The sequence below is a fragment of the Shewanella marisflavi genome, from assembly GCF_002215585.1.
GTDB lineage: Bacteria > Pseudomonadota > Gammaproteobacteria > Enterobacterales > Shewanellaceae > Shewanella > Shewanella marisflavi.
In genome coordinates, this window is record NZ_CP022272.1 from 2,337,533 (window position 1) to 2,354,571 (window position 17,039).

General features: G+C 50.4%; 13 protein-coding genes. 2 read left to right on the forward strand and 11 right to left on the reverse strand.

From position 1 onward, the window contains the following. Positions 1–76: 76 nt before the first annotated feature. The 8 genes from pgsA to CFF01_RS10280 form a co-directional block, all read right to left on the reverse strand. Positions 77–634, reverse strand: coding sequence for a CDP-diacylglycerol--glycerol-3-phosphate 3-phosphatidyltransferase (gene pgsA / locus CFF01_RS10245; protein WP_033538351.1), 558 nt, complete (start codon positions 632–634; stop codon positions 77–79). A gap of 47 nt (positions 635–681) precedes the next feature. After that, positions 682–2,511 carry an excinuclease ABC subunit UvrC gene (uvrC, locus tag CFF01_RS10250; RefSeq protein ID WP_088904728.1) on the reverse strand — a complete coding sequence of 610 codons (1,830 nt, stop codon included), beginning with the start codon at positions 2,509–2,511 and terminating at the stop codon, positions 682–684. A 29-nt stretch (positions 2,512–2,540) separates the two neighbouring features. Then, a complete protein-coding gene (gene uvrY, locus CFF01_RS10255) occupies positions 2,541–3,185 on the reverse strand; it encodes a UvrY/SirA/GacA family response regulator transcription factor (protein WP_033538448.1) in 645 nt (214 codons plus the stop codon). Positions 3,186–3,451: 266 nt separating this feature from the next. Further along, positions 3,452–4,621: a 2-methylaconitate cis-trans isomerase PrpF gene (prpF, locus tag CFF01_RS10260; RefSeq protein WP_088904729.1), complete on the reverse strand. Its 1,170-nt coding sequence runs from the start codon at positions 4,619–4,621 to the stop codon at positions 3,452–3,454. Positions 4,622–4,678: 57 nt separating this feature from the next. After that, positions 4,679–7,267, reverse strand: a complete 2,589-nt coding sequence (gene acnD / locus CFF01_RS10265; RefSeq protein ID WP_198387034.1) for a Fe/S-dependent 2-methylisocitrate dehydratase AcnD — start codon at positions 7,265–7,267, stop codon at positions 4,679–4,681. Positions 7,268–7,352: 85 nt separating this feature from the next. Then, complete coding sequence (gene prpC / locus CFF01_RS10270; protein ID WP_033538347.1) at positions 7,353–8,477, reverse strand: bifunctional 2-methylcitrate synthase/citrate synthase; 1,125 nt, start codon at positions 8,475–8,477, stop codon at positions 7,353–7,355. A gap of 104 nt (positions 8,478–8,581) precedes the next feature. After that, positions 8,582–9,460, reverse strand: a complete 879-nt coding sequence (gene prpB / locus CFF01_RS10275; protein ID WP_088904730.1) for a methylisocitrate lyase — start codon at positions 9,458–9,460, stop codon at positions 8,582–8,584. Between the two features lie 12 nt (positions 9,461–9,472). Beyond that, positions 9,473–10,141: a GntR family transcriptional regulator gene (locus tag CFF01_RS10280; protein WP_033538345.1), complete on the reverse strand. Its 669-nt coding sequence runs from the start codon at positions 10,139–10,141 to the stop codon at positions 9,473–9,475. A 387-nt stretch (positions 10,142–10,528) separates the two neighbouring features. Between CFF01_RS10280 and CFF01_RS10285 the strand changes: the two genes are divergently transcribed. Next, positions 10,529–12,238 (forward strand): S16 family serine protease, encoded by a 1,710-nt coding sequence (locus CFF01_RS10285; RefSeq protein WP_088904731.1) that lies wholly within the window; start codon positions 10,529–10,531, stop codon positions 12,236–12,238. Positions 12,239–12,305: 67 nt separating this feature from the next. Then, positions 12,306–12,821 (forward strand): bifunctional 3-hydroxydecanoyl-ACP dehydratase/trans-2-decenoyl-ACP isomerase, encoded by a 516-nt coding sequence (gene fabA / locus CFF01_RS10290; protein ID WP_033538343.1) that lies wholly within the window; start codon positions 12,306–12,308, stop codon positions 12,819–12,821. 57 nt (positions 12,822–12,878) lie between these two features. Here fabA and rmf read toward each other — a convergent pair whose 3' ends face one another. From rmf to CFF01_RS10305, 3 genes are all read right to left on the reverse strand, one after another. Further along, positions 12,879–13,055: a ribosome modulation factor gene (gene rmf / locus CFF01_RS10295; RefSeq protein WP_011865614.1), complete on the reverse strand. Its 177-nt coding sequence runs from the start codon at positions 13,053–13,055 to the stop codon at positions 12,879–12,881. A gap of 185 nt (positions 13,056–13,240) precedes the next feature. Continuing rightward, positions 13,241–15,094, reverse strand: coding sequence for a DUF3466 family protein (locus CFF01_RS10300; protein WP_088904732.1), 1,854 nt, complete (start codon positions 15,092–15,094; stop codon positions 13,241–13,243). Positions 15,095–15,118: 24 nt separating this feature from the next. After that, on the reverse strand, positions 15,119–17,038 hold the full coding sequence (locus CFF01_RS10305) for an ABC transporter ATP-binding protein (RefSeq protein WP_088904733.1): 1,920 nt from the start codon (positions 17,036–17,038) through the stop codon (positions 15,119–15,121). Between the last annotated feature and the right edge of the window lies 1 nt (position 17,039).

Sequence of the window (17,039 nt, forward strand, 5' to 3'; positions counted from 1 at the left end):
ACCGATTTACCCTCAAGTGTCAACGCTCTATTTCACCTTAATTTGTCGTTTGCACACTTAGTGATCGCATTGCATTTTAATTGTGCGATTCGTCGGTAAGATCAGACCAAGCCGCCATGATATAACTCACCATCGACCAGAAAGTTAACACGGCCGCTACATAAAACAGTGCAAATGCCAAATAAGTCAAAAAGGGATTGGGCTGCCAAATAAGCCCTATGATAGCTATCATCTGGGCTGCCGTCTTATATTTACCGATCCAGGAGACGGCAACGGCGCCCCTTTTTCCTATTTCAGCCATCCATTCCCTTAGCGCAGAAATCACTATCTCACGACCAATCATGAACAGCGCAGGCAAGGTTAACCAGATACTCTGATATTCAGCCACGAGCAGCACCAGCGCCGTGGTCACCATGATCTTATCGGCTACAGGATCGAGGAAGGCCCCAAAACGGGTCGATTGCTTTAATTTTCGAGCCGCATAGCCATCTAATGCATCAGTCACAGCAGCCAACCAAAACACCAAAGCGGCCGCAAGGGGTGACCAAGAATAAGGCACATAAAAAAGCACTACGAAAACAGGTAGTAATATTAATCTAAAAAACGTGAGAGCTATCGGTACATTAAACGGCATGTGAAAACCAATTATCTAAAAGCAGCGCCAATCTTGCCTTAATTTTCTCACCCTCGCAACGCATCATGTATTGTTTGTGCCATTTCTAGGCTAATGCCCGGCACTTTTGACAATTGCGCTACGCTGGCCCCTTTAACTTGCTGTAATCCCCCCAGGTATTGCAACAAGGCCTTGCGACGTTTTGGTCCAACACCGGGTATGGCTTCAAGTGTCGATGTATTACGCGTCTTTTGGCGTTTATTGCGATGACCCGTTATCGCAAACCTATGTGATTCGTCGCGAATATGTTGAATAAGATGCAGCGCCCCTGAATCTGCGGGCAGGTGGAAGGCTATCTCATTTTCACCATAGATGAGCGTCTCAAGCCCTGGTTTACGTCCCTCACCCTTGGCGACACCTATCAGCGTGGGAGCTACGTCCAAGTGCGCAAACTTTTCATTAACCACTTTCTGAGCGATCCTGAGCTGACCCATACCGCCATCGATAAACAAAATATCAGGGATCTTGCCATCGGCCTCAATCTTATCGAAGCGGCGACTGATCGCTTGCTTCATTGCAGCGTAATCATCCCCTGGGGTGATCCCAGAAATATTATAGCGACGATACTCACCTTTGCTTGGCCCTTCTCGATTAAATACCACACAAGAGGCCACGGTACTCTCGCCCATGGTATGACTAATATCGAAACACTCCATGCGACTAATAGCCTGAGTCTGCTCAAGCGCCTCTTCTAGCAACAAGAAACGCTCTTCCACGGTATTTTGATGAGACAGGCGGGTTTCCACTGCATTCTTGGCATTGGCATCGGCAATGCGCAAAAAGCTGGCACGCTCGCTGCGCACCTTGGTCTTGATCAGCAGTCGCCTGTTTGAGGCCTGCTCGATCGCCTGCTCAAGTTCATGGATATCCTCAAACTCGTGACTGACAATTATCTCTTTTGGCAGGGTTCTCTGGCTATCCAGATTAAGGTAAAACTGCAACATAAAGGCGCGTAGCACTTCACTCACTTCAGTTTCATCAGGTACTGCCGGGTAATAGCTGCGACTACCGAAGATCTTGCCGTTCCGAATAAACAGCAGATGAAAACAGGCGATGCCCGAGGCGTAATAGGCACCAATGACATCCATATCCCCCGAATCGTTTGACACCTCCTGCTGCTCGGCCACGCGGCGCAGTGCACTTATCTGATCGCGAAAGCGGGCCGCCTCCTCATAGTGCAGCGCTTGCGCCGCCTGCTCCATCTTGGCCACTAAAGTCGCTATTACCTGCTGATCCTTACCGCGAAGAAATAGCATTGCCAACTTAACCTGCTCGGCATAATCTTCATCGCTAATCTTGCCCACACAGGGCGCGCTGCAGCGGGCTATCTGATATTGCAGGCAAGGACGCGAACGCGCTTTATAGTAAAGATCGTCACACTGACGAATAGGGAATAGCTTCTGCATCAGATGCAGGCTCTCTCGTACCGCACCGCCATTCGGATAGGGGCCGAAGTAGAGTCCCTTCTCTCGCTGAGGCCCACGATGATAGGCCAGACGAGGATGGCGGTGGCCACTTAAGAAGATATAGGGGTAGGACTTATCATCACGCAGCAGCACATTGTATCTGGGCATATACTGCTTGATGTAATCGTTTTCCAGGATCAGTGCATCGGTTTCACTGGGCGTCAGGGTCACATCGATATTGGCGATATGGGACACCAATGCCTGGGTCTTCACATTAGGCAAATTACGCCTGAAATAGGAACTCAGTCGCTTCTTAAGATCTTTCGCTTTACCCACATAGATAACGACGCCTTGGGCGTCATACATGCGATAGACGCCGGCTGAAGAGGAAACGGTTCTTAGAAATTGGGACGCATTAAAAGTATCTGTCACATCAAGGCCATAACACAGGGGTTAACACACTAAAATTGGCCTGTATCTAACATCTTGTAGCGAATGGCCAGTCGGGTTAGTTCCACATCGCCACTGATCCCCAACTTAGCAAACAAACGATAGCGATAGCTATTAACTGTCTTTGGACTCAAGTTGAGTTGCTCAGAGATATCACTCACCCGCTCGCCGCTGGTGATCATCATCATGATCTGCAGTTCGCGTTCAGATAACGACTTAAACGGATTTTCTTCCGACTGATTAAACTGACTCAACGCCATCTGCTGAGCGATCTCTGGAGATAGATAGCGTTGCCCGTGAGCCACCTGACGAATGGCCTGGATCACCTCGGGCGGTGTGGCTCCCTTGGTCAGATAACCAGACGCCCCCGCTTGCATTACCTTGGTAGGAAAAGGATCTTCGGTATGTATGGTCAAGACGATGATTTTAGCATGGGACTGATAGCGTAAGATTTTGCGCGTCGCCTCGAGGCCCCCAATACCCGGCATATTCATGTCCATCAGGATCACGTCAGCCTCATTGTTTCGACACCACTGCACCGCTGACTCGCCATCCCCTGCTTCGCCGACAACCTTGATCCCGCGCTCATCTTCTAAGATGCGGCGGATTCCTGTTCTTACTAACTCGTGGTCATCAACTAAATATACAGAAATCAACTTCAATCTACCCTGTCAGCGAATACCTAACCTACATGAATGGCGCGTAGGAACACTCTGTAATTTAGCCCAAATGGGGTAAAGAAGAAAGCGGAAAATAAATTCAACTAAGCATATGAATTATAAGTGAACTATTTTTACTCGCTTTCTCACTAATGGGAACATTCGGCTATTTTACTTCCCATAGTCATCAGCGCTCATACTTAAGCATGAGCGAATAAAAGTAAAAAGGATGCCTTGCATCCTTTTTATAGCTCATGTTGCGCTTAGCCTAGGGATTCAGGCACACAGACCCATCCCTGCATCAAGACTCGGGCGCTGCGACTCATGCTCACCTTTTCTACCTGCCAACGGCCAGCTTGTTCTATGGCCTTGGCACCCACCTTAAGCGTCCCAGAAGGATGGCCGAAACGCACGCTTTCGCGCTCGCCGCCACCCGCTGCCAGATTCACTAAAGTGCCGGGAATAGCCGCTGCCGTGCCAATGGCCACCGCGGCGGTTCCCATCATGGCATGATGCAGTTTGCCCATGGACAGGGCGCGCACATGCAGGTCTATCTCATCGGCCGCGATCTGCTTACCGCTAGAGGAGATATAGCCCTTAGCTGGTGCCACGAAGGCTATTTTTGGCGTATGCTGGCGTGTTACCGCCTCATCGAGCGACTGGATCAGCCCCATCTGCAAGGCGCCGTGGGCACGAATGGTTTCAAAACGCTCAAGCGCGGCTGCATCACCATTGATCGCCTCTTGAAGTTCTGTGCCTTCGTAACCTAGCTGCTCCGCCTTTAAAAAAATGGTCGGGATCCCAGCATTGATAAAAGTCGCATCAAATACTGGCTCACCTGGCACAACTAAGGTATCGACCAGATTGCCTGTAGGGAACATGTCGCCCTCGCCATCGGCGGGATCGACAAACTCCACTAGCACTTCTGCCGCAGGAAACGTAACGCCATCGAGCTCAAAATCGCCCAGTTCCTGCACCTCGCCATCCACCATAGGCACATGGGCAATGATGGTCTTGTGAATATTTGCCTGCCAGATACGTACTACTGCGATACCGTTATTAGGCACCTTGGCACTATCCACTAAGCCCTGAGTGATCGCGAAGGCGCCAACCGCCGCGGTCAGGTTACCGCAGTTACCGCTCCAGTCGACAAAAGGCTTATCTATCGCCACCTGACCAAAAAGGTAATCGACGTCATGATCACTACGCTCACTCTTAGCAAGGATCACAGTCTTACTGGTGCTCGATGTCGCGCCGCCCATGCCGTCCGTGTGCTTACCATAAGGATCTGGACTGCCGATCACGCGAAGCAGTAAGGCGTCACGGGCCGGTCCGGGCTCCTGGGCATTTTTAGGCAGATCCTTTAACGCGAAAAAGACACCCTTGCTGGTGCCGCCGCGCATATAGGTAGCCGGAATTTTCATCTGTTTCATTGGGTTATCCTTTAAAAAGCGGGTAAGACGCACTTGCCCTACCCGCCATTAACTGCCCTAAGCGTTCGCTTCGAGGAAGTCCTGCGCGAAGCGCTGCAACACGCCGCCCGCCTGATAGACCAACACCTCATCGGCAGTGTCTAGGCGACAAGTGACAGGCACTTCGATACGCTCACCGTTTTGACGGGTGATCACTAAGGTGAGATCAGCCCTCGGCGTCGGCTCGCCTAATACATCGAAAGTTTCGCTACCGTCGATGCCGTAAGTGTGACGGTTTTCACCGGCCTTAAACTCCAGCGGTAGCACGCCCATGCCAACGAGGTTGGTGCGATGAATGCGCTCGAAACCTTCGGCAACAATCGCCTCAACACCTGCCAGTCTTACGCCTTTGGCTGCCCAGTCGCGAGAAGAACCCTGACCATAGTCGGCTCCAGCAATGATGATCAGTGGCTGCTTACGATCCATATAGGTCTCGATGGCTTCCCACATACGCATCACCTCACCTTCTGGCTCGAGGCGGGTCAGTGAGCCTTGCTTGACCTCACCATCCACCAGCGCCATCTCGTTGAGCAACTTAGGGTTAGCAAAGGTCGCACGCTGGGCCGTCAAATGATCGCCCCTGTGAGTCGCATAAGAGTTAAAGTCCACCTCGGGCAGCCCCATCTTCGCCAGGTATTCACCAGCGGCGCTGCTGGCCAAAATAGCGTTTGAAGGCGACAGATGATCTGTGGTGATGTTATCCCCAAGAACCGCCAACGGACGCATGCCTTTGAGGGTACGTTCACCCGCCAAGGCGCCTTCCCAATAGGGGGGACGACGAATATAGGTGCTCTGTGGGCGCCAGTCATACAGTGGGCTAACCTGCTCGCCATAGTCAACCGCCAGGTCGAACATAGGGGTATAAATATCCCTAAACTGCTGAGGCTTCACGCTCGCCTTCACGATAGCATCGATCTCTTCATCACTTGGCCAGATATCCTTAAGACGGATAGGCTCACCCTTGTCATCATGGCCTAAGATATCTTTTTCGATATCAAACCTGATGGTACCGGCGATAGCATAGGCCACTACAAGTGGTGGCGAGGCCAAAAACGCCTGCTTAGCGTAAGGATGAATACGGCCATCGAAATTACGGTTGCCCGACAGTACCGCCGTAGCGTATAGGTCTCGGTCGATCACCTCTTGTTGGATCACAGGATCCAGAGCGCCACTCATACCGTTACAGGTGGTGCAGGCAAAACCGACGATACCAAAGCCCAGCTGTTCCAGTTCAGGCAGGAGTTCGGCATCTTTAAGATAAAGCTCAGCCACCTTAGAGCCTGGCGCAAAAGAGGTTTTCACCCAAGGCTTACGCACTAAGCCAAGTTCATTGGCCTTCTTGGCTAAGAGGCCCGCTGCAATCACGTTTCTTGGGTTACTGGTATTAGTACAGCTGGTGATGGCGGCGATGATCACCGCGCCATCTGGCATCAGCTTCTCATCTTGCTCTACCACACCGGCAATGCCTTGACTGGCCAGCTCACTGGTGGCCACCCGGCGGTGCGGGTTAGACGGCCCGGCGATGTTACGCACAACGCTTGAGAGATCGAAGGTCAGCACACGCTCATACTCAGCGTCTTTAAGACTATCGGCCCACAGACCCGTCGTCTTGGCGTAATTTTCCACCAGTTTGACCTGCTCGCTGTCACGGCCTGTGATGGTGAGATAGTCTATGGTTTGCTGATCGATATAGAACATACCGGCCGAAGCGCCAAATTCCGGCGTCATGTTGGAGATAGTGGCACGATCCCCAAGAGTCAGATCCGCGGCGCCTTCACCAAAGAATTCGAGATAAGCCGAAACCACCTTCTCTTTGCGTAAAAACTCTGTCAGTGCCAGCACGATATCTGTCGCCGTAATGCCGCTTTGACGCTTACCTGTCAGTTCCACGCCGACGATATCGGGTAGACGCATATAGGAAGGACGCCCGAGCATGACGTTTTCGGCTTCCAGACCGCCAACACCAATGGCGATAACGCCCAGCGCATCCACATGAGGCGTATGGCTGTCAGTCCCCACCAGAGTATCTGGAAATGCCACGCCGTCACGAGCCTGGATCACAGGCGACATCTTCTCCAGATTGATCTGATGCATGATGCCATTACCGGGCTGGATCACATCGACGTTTTTAAAGGCGGTCTTGGTCCAGTTGATAAAATGGAATCTATCTTCGTTGCGGCGATCTTCAATGGCGCGGTTTTTTTCGAAGGCATCTTTTTCAAAGCCCGCATGCTCCACCGCCAACGAGTGATCCACAATTAACTGAGTCGGCACCACAGGGTTCACCTTGGCAGGATCGCCCCCCTTCTCTGCGATGGCATCACGCAGACCAGCCAGATCCACTAAGGCAGTCTGACCGAGAATGTCGTGGCATACCACACGCGCCGGATACCAGGGAAAGTCGAGATCGCGCTTGCGTTCAATCAGCTGACCCAAAGCATCGTTAAGTAATTCGGGTTCGCAGCGCCTGACTAGGTTTTCTGCCAGCACCTTAGCGGTATAAGGCAGTTTGTCATAGGCACCTGTGCTCAAGGCTTCGACGGCGCTGCGGGTATCAAAATAATCAAGAGAGCTGCCGGGAAGCGGTTTACGGTGTAAAGAGTTCATAGGGTTATCCACGGTGTTATGAATTAAAGCAACCAAACCAAAAACAGCCCCTGAGCCTTAAAGACAGAGGGGCTGATATCTAGGCTTATCTTTCGCTGATAGGAACCACTTTACGTGGCTCAGAACCTATATAGTCCGCGCTTGGTCTGATGATGCGGTTGTTCGCACGCTGCTCCATCACGTGAGCCGCCCAGCCTGTAAGGCGTGAGCAGACAAAGATAGGGGTAAACAGCTTAGTTGGGATCCCCATGAAGTGATAAGCCGATGCATGGAAGAAGTCGGCGTTACAAAATAGCTTCTTGGTGTCCCACATGTACTCTTCACAGGCTACAGAGATATCGTAAAGCGAGGTATCACCAAACTCTTTAGCCAGCTTTTCAGACCAGGCCTTAATGATCACGTTACGCGGATCGGATTCGCGATAGATGGCGTGGCCAAAGCCCATGATCTTCTCTTTACGCTCCAGCATGCCCGCCATCTGCACCTTGGCATCTTCTGGCGAACTGAACTTTTGGATCATCTCCATCGCCGCCTCGTTGGCGCCGCCGTGCAGTGGGCCGCGAAGCGAACCGATAGCGCCGGTAATGCAAGAGAACATATCTGACAGGGTTGAAGCACAAACGCGTGCAGTGAAGGTTGACGCGTTAAATTCATGCTCAGCATAAAGGATCAAGGACACATCCATGACGCGGCGATGTTGATCCGATGGCGTCTTACCATTAAGCAATTTCAGGAAATGACCGCCTAATGAATCTTCATCGGTGACGCAGTCGATCTCAACACCGTCATGACTGTAGCGATACCAGTAACACATGATTGCCGGAAACGCCGCCAGCAGACGATTAGCTGCCTTATGCTGTTGACTAAAATCCGTTTCTGGCTCTAGGTTACCCAGGAAAGAGCAGCCGGTACGCATCACATCCATAGGGTGGGCATCGGCTGGGATACGTTGTAATACCTCTTTAAGTAACTGAGGCAGGTCACGCATAGACATCAGCTCACTCTTGTAGGCATCCAGCTGAGCCGCGGTTGGCAGTTCGCCATTAAATAGCAGGTATGCGACCTCTTCGAAGGTGGCGTTATCAGCCAGATCAGATACATCGTAACCACAATAGGTTAAGCCTGAGCCTGATTTACCCACTGTACATAATGCTGTTTCGCCCGCACTCTGTCCGCGTAGTCCAGCGCCGCCTAATTTCTTATCTACCATAACGTCTTCCTATTATATTTTTGTCTATCCCTAGTACTGCATCATCTAGGTTGTAGGGTGAATGTGCTGTCTAGGGTGCCCCTTTACCGAGGCACCTGGCTGTATTACTTATTCTTACCTTCGGCAAACAGGCTATCGAGCTTCTGCTCATACTCGTGATAACCGAGGTAATCGTATAGCTCCATGCGGGTCTGCATGGTATCGAGTACCGCTTTCTGATCGCCATCGCGCAAGATAGTTTGATAAACGTTCTCAGCCGCCTTATTCATGGCTCTGAAGGCACTTAGTGGGTAAAGCACCATGGCTGCGCCCCACTGACCAAGTTGCTCACGATTCCACAGCTCGGTTTGACCAAATTCGGTGATGTTGGCCAGGATTGGCACATCTAACGCCTCGGCAAAGGCGCGGTAATGCTCTTCAGTCTTTACCGCCTCGGCAAAGATACCGTCGGCGCCGGCAGCCACATAAGCCTTGGCACGTTCGATAGCCGCTTCCAATCCTTCCTGCGCGAAGGCATCGGTGCGGGCCATGATGAAGAAATCAGGATCCGTTCGCGCATCCACTGCCGCCTTGATACGATCCACCATCTCATCTACCGAGACGATCTCTTTGTTGGGGCGATGACCACAGCGCTTTTGAGCAACCTGATCTTCCATATGTACAGCTGCGGCACCGGCTTTTTCCATATCTTTGATGGTCTTGGCAATATTAAATGCGCCCCCCCAACCGGTATCGATATCGACAAGTAATGGGAGATCGCACGCTGAGGTGATGCGCTGCACATCCACGATCACATCGTTTAATGAGGTCATGCCCAGATCCGGCAGACCATAAGAGGCATTTGCCACGCCGCCGCCAGAGAGGTAGATCGCCTTGTGACCGATCTGCTTGGCCATCATGGCCGTGTAGGCATTAATAGTACCGACGATTTGCAACGGCTTATTGTCGGCCAATGCCTGACGGAATTTCTTTCCTGCGCTCATGCTCGCTTCCTCTTATGACTGAATGGGTGAAAGTTTGTTTCGAATATTATTTCGTGAATAGGTGATATGCCTGCGCATCAAGATCTCGGCTAGCTCTTCGTCTCGATTGGCGATCGCCTGGACGATATGCCTATGCTCATCATAGGCTGTGGTGACCCTAGGCCCCGCCATGCCAAGCTGTACGCGGTACATACGCACCAGATGATAGATACCCTCGAACAGCATAGAGATAAGGTGCTTATTCTTGCTGCCGAGTATGATGCGATAATGAAAATCCACATCACCGGCTTCCTGATAATAGGACTCCCCCTGTTTGACGTCGTCAAAATGACTTCTGAGCAGTGCTTCCAGCTCAGCAATCTCTTCATCACTCATGTTTTTGGCCGCCAGACGTGCCGCCATGCCTTCGAGGGATTCGCGGATCTCATACAGGGCCATTAAGCCCTCTTCGCTCAGTGCCACGACTCTGGCACCGACATTGGCGCGCCGTTCGACGATATGGCATGACTCGAGACGATTAATCGCTTCGCGGATCACGGCTCGGCTCACACCATAAGTTGTCGACAATTCAGTCTCACTGAGTTTTGACCCGGATGCGATCACCCCTTCGACAATATCCTGCCTAAGTTGGTAGAAGGTTTTATCTGCCGTGGTGACCGGCGTTTGGCTGTATCGCGTCATGAATTATGTGATCGTCATCAAACATTTGGTTGTCGACAATATAGCCATGAAATAGGATTTTCTCAAGCCAAAACCCGATAATTGTCGACAAAAAGACTGGATTATCGACTAAAGTCTTAAGTGGTCCACCTTAAAAAAGTCTATCTTTATGCCTCAAATCCTCGCCCCATCTCAGCGGAAACTAACGAGTTGAGGTCGACTAAGCGCACAAACGCCTTGGTAAGGCCACAAAGCAAGTAGGACGTACTCAGCAAACGAATAAACAGCGGCCCGTCACCAGGATTGTCGACAAACTGGCTTGAATAAGCCAAAAACAGCGAAACTTAGAGAGAGGCTGAGCGAAACTGTGCTAACATCAGGCCATGTTTACATAATTCGCCCCAATTAATGATCGCACACTCAATCGACATTGCCGCTTTATCGCCTCAATTTCAGTTACCTCAGGTAGACCAGCTTAACGCCAATCCACACAGCCGATTACTGGGTCAGGAACGCACCCTGGATGCGTTTAACCTGCTTGCTAATACTCAGGGGCAACACATGTACCTTGCCGATCACAGCGGCATAGATAGAGAGCAGCTACTCAAGGCCTTAGTTGACCATCAGGGATACAGACCGGCTCACTACCTTAACCGCCTGGCGCCAGACGCTAAGTTGCAGTGGCAAACACAAGCCGGCGAAGACTGCGTCTGTGTTGCCAACACTCCCTATCGCTATCTGAGTGGCGCCATAAAGCGTCGCGATCTTATCGGCCACCTCGACGCCCATGATCCCAGTGTCTACCATCCGGGCGCCCTAGCCGACTGCGATTACCTGTTTATCTGCGCCGAATCTCTCTGGAAACGTGAGGGCCTGTGGGAACTTGTGATGGAGGCGGCCCATAAGGGTGAATATCAACTGCATTCTCGCTGGTCTTCAATTCCGCTGCACAGCAAGATAATCTTAGTGGGCAGCAGCACGCTTTATAGCATCAGTTATTTAGAAGAGCGTAACTTTCCCGCCGCCTTTCCCCTGCTGGGTGAGCTAGTAGATGAAATTTCATTGGCAGAGTTTAGCGAGCAAGATTATGGCAACTGGCTGGTCACTATCGCTGCCGCCAACCAGCTCACCTTAGATCAGTCTGCCCTGCAGCCACTGTTTACCCATAGTGCACGTCTAGCCGAACATCAACGCCACCTGAGCCTCGAAACCATAGGCATTAGTCAGCTGATGGTACAAGCCAGCCTTTATGGCAAGAGCACTCAACTGAGCGGCGACAGCATCGAGATGGCACTGGCTCGCCACAAGGCGAGGCACAATGCCTCACAGAGTCTGTCGGCGCAGAGCTTCGACGATAACTTCATTAACCTGCCCACCCAAGGCGCCATGATTGGCCAGATCAATGGCCTGACCGTGCTGGACGCCGCCGAATACACCTATGGCGAACCGGCGCGAATCACTGCATCGGTACATTATGGTGACGGTGAAGTCGCCGATATCGAGCGTAAGTCAGAACTGGGCGGAAACATACACGCAAAGGGTTTAATGATCCTCTCCTCTTGTTTGTATCGCATATTCGGTAAAGATGCCCCGCTGCACCTCAATGCTAATATTGTTTTCGAACAGTCATATCAGGAGATCGATGGTGACAGCGCGTCACTGGCCGAATATTGTGCGCTAATGTCTGCCATCGCCGAGCACCCCATAGAACAAGGCATTGCCGCCACAGGCGCCATAGATCAATTTGGCCAAGTGCAGGCCATCGGCGGTGTAAATGAAAAAATTGAGGGCTTTTTTGACCTGTGTCAGCGACGCGGCCTGACGGGCACCCAAGGGGTTATCATCCCAAGCTCTAACGTACAGCAGCTCAACCTGGATCCCCAGGTCATTAAAGCCGTTGAAGACAAAGCGTTCCACCTGTACCAGGTAGAGCATATCGATCAGGCTGTGGCCATCCTAATGAACAAACCTGCCGGCAGCCGTGATGAAAATGGTCAGTTTCCCGAAGAAAGCCTCTATGGCATGGTCCAGGCGCGATTGGAAGGCTTAGCGGGCTATCCCGATGAGGAACGCTCATTTTTTGCCAACTTGCTCGATAAATTGAAACTTTCTAGCTGATCGGAGTTGTTTGGCGTACACGTGTTCGCTAACCTTGGCGACTCAAATTGCTAGAGTGAAGTTAACAATGAATAAAGCTAACAGTTTCAGTAAAGAAGAATTAGTCGCCTGTGGACACGGTAACCTATTTGGCGCCAACTCGCCTCGTCTGCCTATCGACAACATGTTGATGATAGATCGCATCACTAAAATTAACGATAACGGCGGTGAGTTTGGTAAAGGTGAAATTGTTGCTGAGCTAGATATCGACCCGTCACTTTGGTTCTTTGGCTGCCACTTCGAAACCGATCCTGTTATGCCAGGTTGCCTGGGCCTAGACGCCATGTGGCAGTTGGTTGGCTTCTTCCTTGGCTGGGAAGGTGCGGAAGGTAAAGGTCGTGCACTGGGTGTTGGTGAAGTGAAATTTACCGGTCAGGTACTACCAGATGCCAAGAAAGTCACCTACAAGTTGACTATCAAGCGAAAGGTCTATCGCAAATTAGTGATGGGCATCGCTGATGCCGTGATGGAAGTAGATGGCCGCGAGATCTATTCGGCGACAGATCTAAAGGTGGGTATCTTCACCGACACATCAAGTTTCTAAACGTTTTACCTGTTCCAGATATGAAAATGCCCTCTTAACAGAGGGCAAATATCTAAATCACTTGTTAAATAATCCGCTAAGTCGGCCATCGACACCTTCGCGCCATCCTCCGAGCCAGTGTGATTTAGAGTCCAATGTAGAATAAGGACAGTTATCCTTAGAGCGGCCACCTATCCCGGCCTGGAATCCCTTTGAAAAAGCTCTATCTAGACGATCTCGTTTTTGTCTTTTCATGCAAGCATCCTCTGTTCTTAAATCCTAAAGGCCGAAGCCTCATTGATAGAAATAGAACTTTTTCAGCACGAGATCAATCAAAAATTTCGCTTTACGCCTGGTTATTTTTTAAACTCATGAGATCATTATTTAAAAAAAATCGGGGAAAAAACCCCGACTTTTATTTCGATATGTTCTAACGAGCATTAGCCTCTAAAACGACGCCTTAGCCAAACCAGTGGAAGCACAAATAACCAAGCGAAACTTGCCGCACCTTGGCGTGTATAGTTACCATCACTTGAATTGTCATCCTCTACCACTTCACAAGCACTGCCTGAAGTGGTTGGCTTAAGTACTACCATACGTGGCAGAAAAGCCGTCACAGGCTGACCATTAGCATTAAGCAAGAATAAAGGCTTACCATTCTCACCTATTACCAGATTACCTTCAGTATCAAACTGATAAGAAGGCTTACGAATAAATGCCGTGCCGACTATGGTGCCATCATCGTTAATGCTGCTCGCCTCAACGATACGAATTTCACTGTCATAAAAGAGCACATCGCCGTTGCCATCGACCACTTCAACCTTATTGCGGGCCCATTTACCTTCTCCGTCCTGTACATAGCCTTTTGACTCACAGACCAAGAGATCGTCGATAACATTGAATTCATCACTGTTCTTGTCATACAAGAAGGCGCCTTTCATGCGTGGCTTTTCCTTCTCACTGGTGACTTCAACAAAACCGACAACCTGATCTTTATTGTTGATATCCCTTGGACGAGAGCTGCGATCGGACATCACAGGGTAAAAATCATTCGGGGTTACAAAAGTGGGGTCCGCGGCATTGGTGTCTAAGTAGAAGAACTTGTCGCGCTGATAACCTTCTATATAACGACGATAGCTACCCACTAAGATACCATTATCATTGATATCATAGGCCACAGAGGAGAGCTGATCATTGGTCATCTTCACCCAGTGGTACTGGTATTGACCTTCGTTGTCCTTGGCCCAATAGGCCGCATCGAACGCCAACTTATCTTTGTCATTGTTACGATAGACGTGAGAACGACCAGCGACAACACCTTGACTGTTTATCCCTAAACCCTGAGCAGTAAACACACTGTCAGAAGTCGATTCAAGTCCCAGAGGCAGCTCGGTTGGGGTCACATCTGTGCCATCAAATTGCCACACAAAGGCGCGTGTCTGATAGAGAATACGGCGGACATTGTTACGATCTGGGTATTGTTCGTTTTGTACACACACATCTATAGGGAACTTGTCGCCTGTAATACAATTATCGACACGAGTCTTACTGCTCTTGGCCAGATCAGTAGTGGCATAACCTGTCACCAGGTTACTGTCGTTAATCGCCGCGGCCACCGAGACGCCGCCCACGACAACATCGGTATCATCTTTGGTGTATACAGTGTAAGGCGGCACCAAAGAGATATCTGTACCATCGGCTGCCTTTAAGAAACCACGTTCCTCAAACTCACGGTAGTACCAATATTCCTGATCTTGATTGTTGTCGTTACGCTCACCGGTAAATTCGGTTTTTTGCTCCGGTGCCGTATAGGTACCCACCTTGATTCCATTGTTGTTAATGCCGTAGTAATAGGCATTGACTGAGTTAATGGTTTCAGGTTGCTCTTCATTAGTATCTTTAGGGTGCGTGGTCCCAAAAACGGAATCGAAGGTGGGAAGCCAGCTACCTGCTGCGCCGTTACCGTCAGCAGTAAAGGTAAAGTTGTTGGCTAAAATAGGGAGATTGATTGAGTAAGAGACTAACTGCTCAGGCGGAATCCCGTCTTCGATATCAATAGGGCCGTCCGAGTCTTCGTCGACTTCGAGCTTTTTCTTACCCTTAGAGATCCCAACCAGCTGATCTTGCTGATTCACAAACATACCATAACCATTAATGGTCGACTCTAAGGTGCCATTTAAGTCATAGTCTTCAATATTCTGAATCTCATAGACAGGTGCTGCGTGAGCCGTTTGCAACGCTGTGATCACCCCGGCAGCGACTAACGATAAGGCTCTATCAAACTTCAACTTCATTTATTTTTCCTATTATTCTATCGTCTATTTGAGGGCTTCAAGCTCTTCCCAACGTTCGAAACAAACTTCTAATTCCTGCTCAAGTGACGCCAACTCACTTAAACGACTGTTCACCACCTCTTGCGCCTGCGAATAGAAATCGGGCTCATTGATGACAGTTTGTAAGGCTTCTATGTCGGCTTCGAGTTGCTCCATCTTAGCCGGCAAGGCATCCAGTTCTCTTTGCAATTTATAAGACAGCTTCTTCTCAGCCTTTGCTGCGGCCTTAGTCTCGCGCTTGACTGGCTCGGCAACCTTGGGTTGGACAGCGTCCTTGGCAACTGGTTCCTCAGAATAAAATTTTGCCCCTTGCGAAACAGCATCTTGGTAACCGCCGACATACTCGCTCCAACCGCCATTACCGGTAAACCACCAGGAACTGGTGACTGTGTTATCGATAAAGGCACGATCGTGACTGACTAACAGCAAGGTCCCCTGATAATCGGTCAGTAGCGACTCTAGCAACTCTAAGGTCTCAATATCAAGATCGTTTGTCGGTTCATCGAGAATGATCAAGTTGGCGGGTCTTAGCAACAGGCGAGCTAAAAGCAGTCGGTTTTTCTCTCCACCCGAAAGTGCCTTGACTGGCGTGCGGGCACGCATAGGCGAAAACAGGAAATCTTGCAGATAACTAAGAATGTGTCTGTCCTGACCGTTAATGGTCACGGTTTTCTTACCTTCGCCGACGTTGTCTTCGACAGTTTTCTCTGGATCAAGTGCCTCTCGATACTGATCGAAATAGGCAACTTCCAACTTAGTGCCAACCTTAACTTCTCCTGATTGGGCCTCAAGTTGGCCAATCAACAACTTGATAAGCGTCGATTTCCCGCAACCATTAGGACCGATAAGTGCAATTCGATCGCCTCGCATCACAGAGGTGGTAAAGTTCTTGACCAGGTTTTTATCAGGCAGGTTGTAGTTAAGATCTTTGATGTCAAACACCAACTTGCCCGAACGCTCGGTATCGGCGACGGCCATCTTGGCCCCGCCCTGACGGTTAATACGCGCCATGCGCTCCATACGTAGCGCCTTAAGTGCGCGCACGCGTCCTTCATTACGTGTTCGACGCGCCTTAATCCCTTGACGGATCCAGGTTTCCTCTTCGGCAAGTTTCTTGTCGAACTGAGCGTTTTTCTCCTCTTCGACCCTCAGCCACTCAGCCTTGCCATCAAGATAGGTCTGATAGTCGCCGGGCCAAGAGGTGACCACGCCGCGATCAAGATCCACGATACGCGTCGCCATGCGCTGAATAAACCCACGGTCATGACTGATAAACACAATCGCGCCACGATAGCTGAGCAGAAACTCTTCGAGCCATTCGATGGTATCGATATCTAAATGGTTAGTCGGCTCATCGAGCAGCAGCAGATCGGGCTCGCTCACCAAGGCTCTCGCCAAGGCAACCTTACGTTGCCAACCACCCGATAGGCTGTTTAGGCTGGCATCGGCATCCAGGCCGAGCATCTCACAGGTCTGATTAATGCGGGTATCTAGCTGCCAGCCGTTAAGGTGGTCGAGATCAGACTGAAGACGTTCCATCTGTTTGAGCATACGCTCCATCTCATCAACGCTGGCGCTAGCGATGTCATGGGAGAGTTGATGATAGCGCTCTAGCTTTTCGCCGACCTCTTGCAGACCGGCCGAAATATAGGCGTATACCGTCCCCTGCTCTGCCTTAGGTGGATCTTGCTGTAAACGGCTGACCTTAACATCTGTTGCGATATTAAATTCGCCATCATCGAGCAGCACTTCACCACCAATGACCTTCATCAAGCTAGATTTACCTGCGCCATTTCGCCCTACAATACACACTCGCTCGCCAGCTTCTATGGTGAAATCGGCATTTTGTAATAAGGGGGTGTAGCCATAGGCCAATGAGCCGTTATTTATACGAACCAGACTCAAT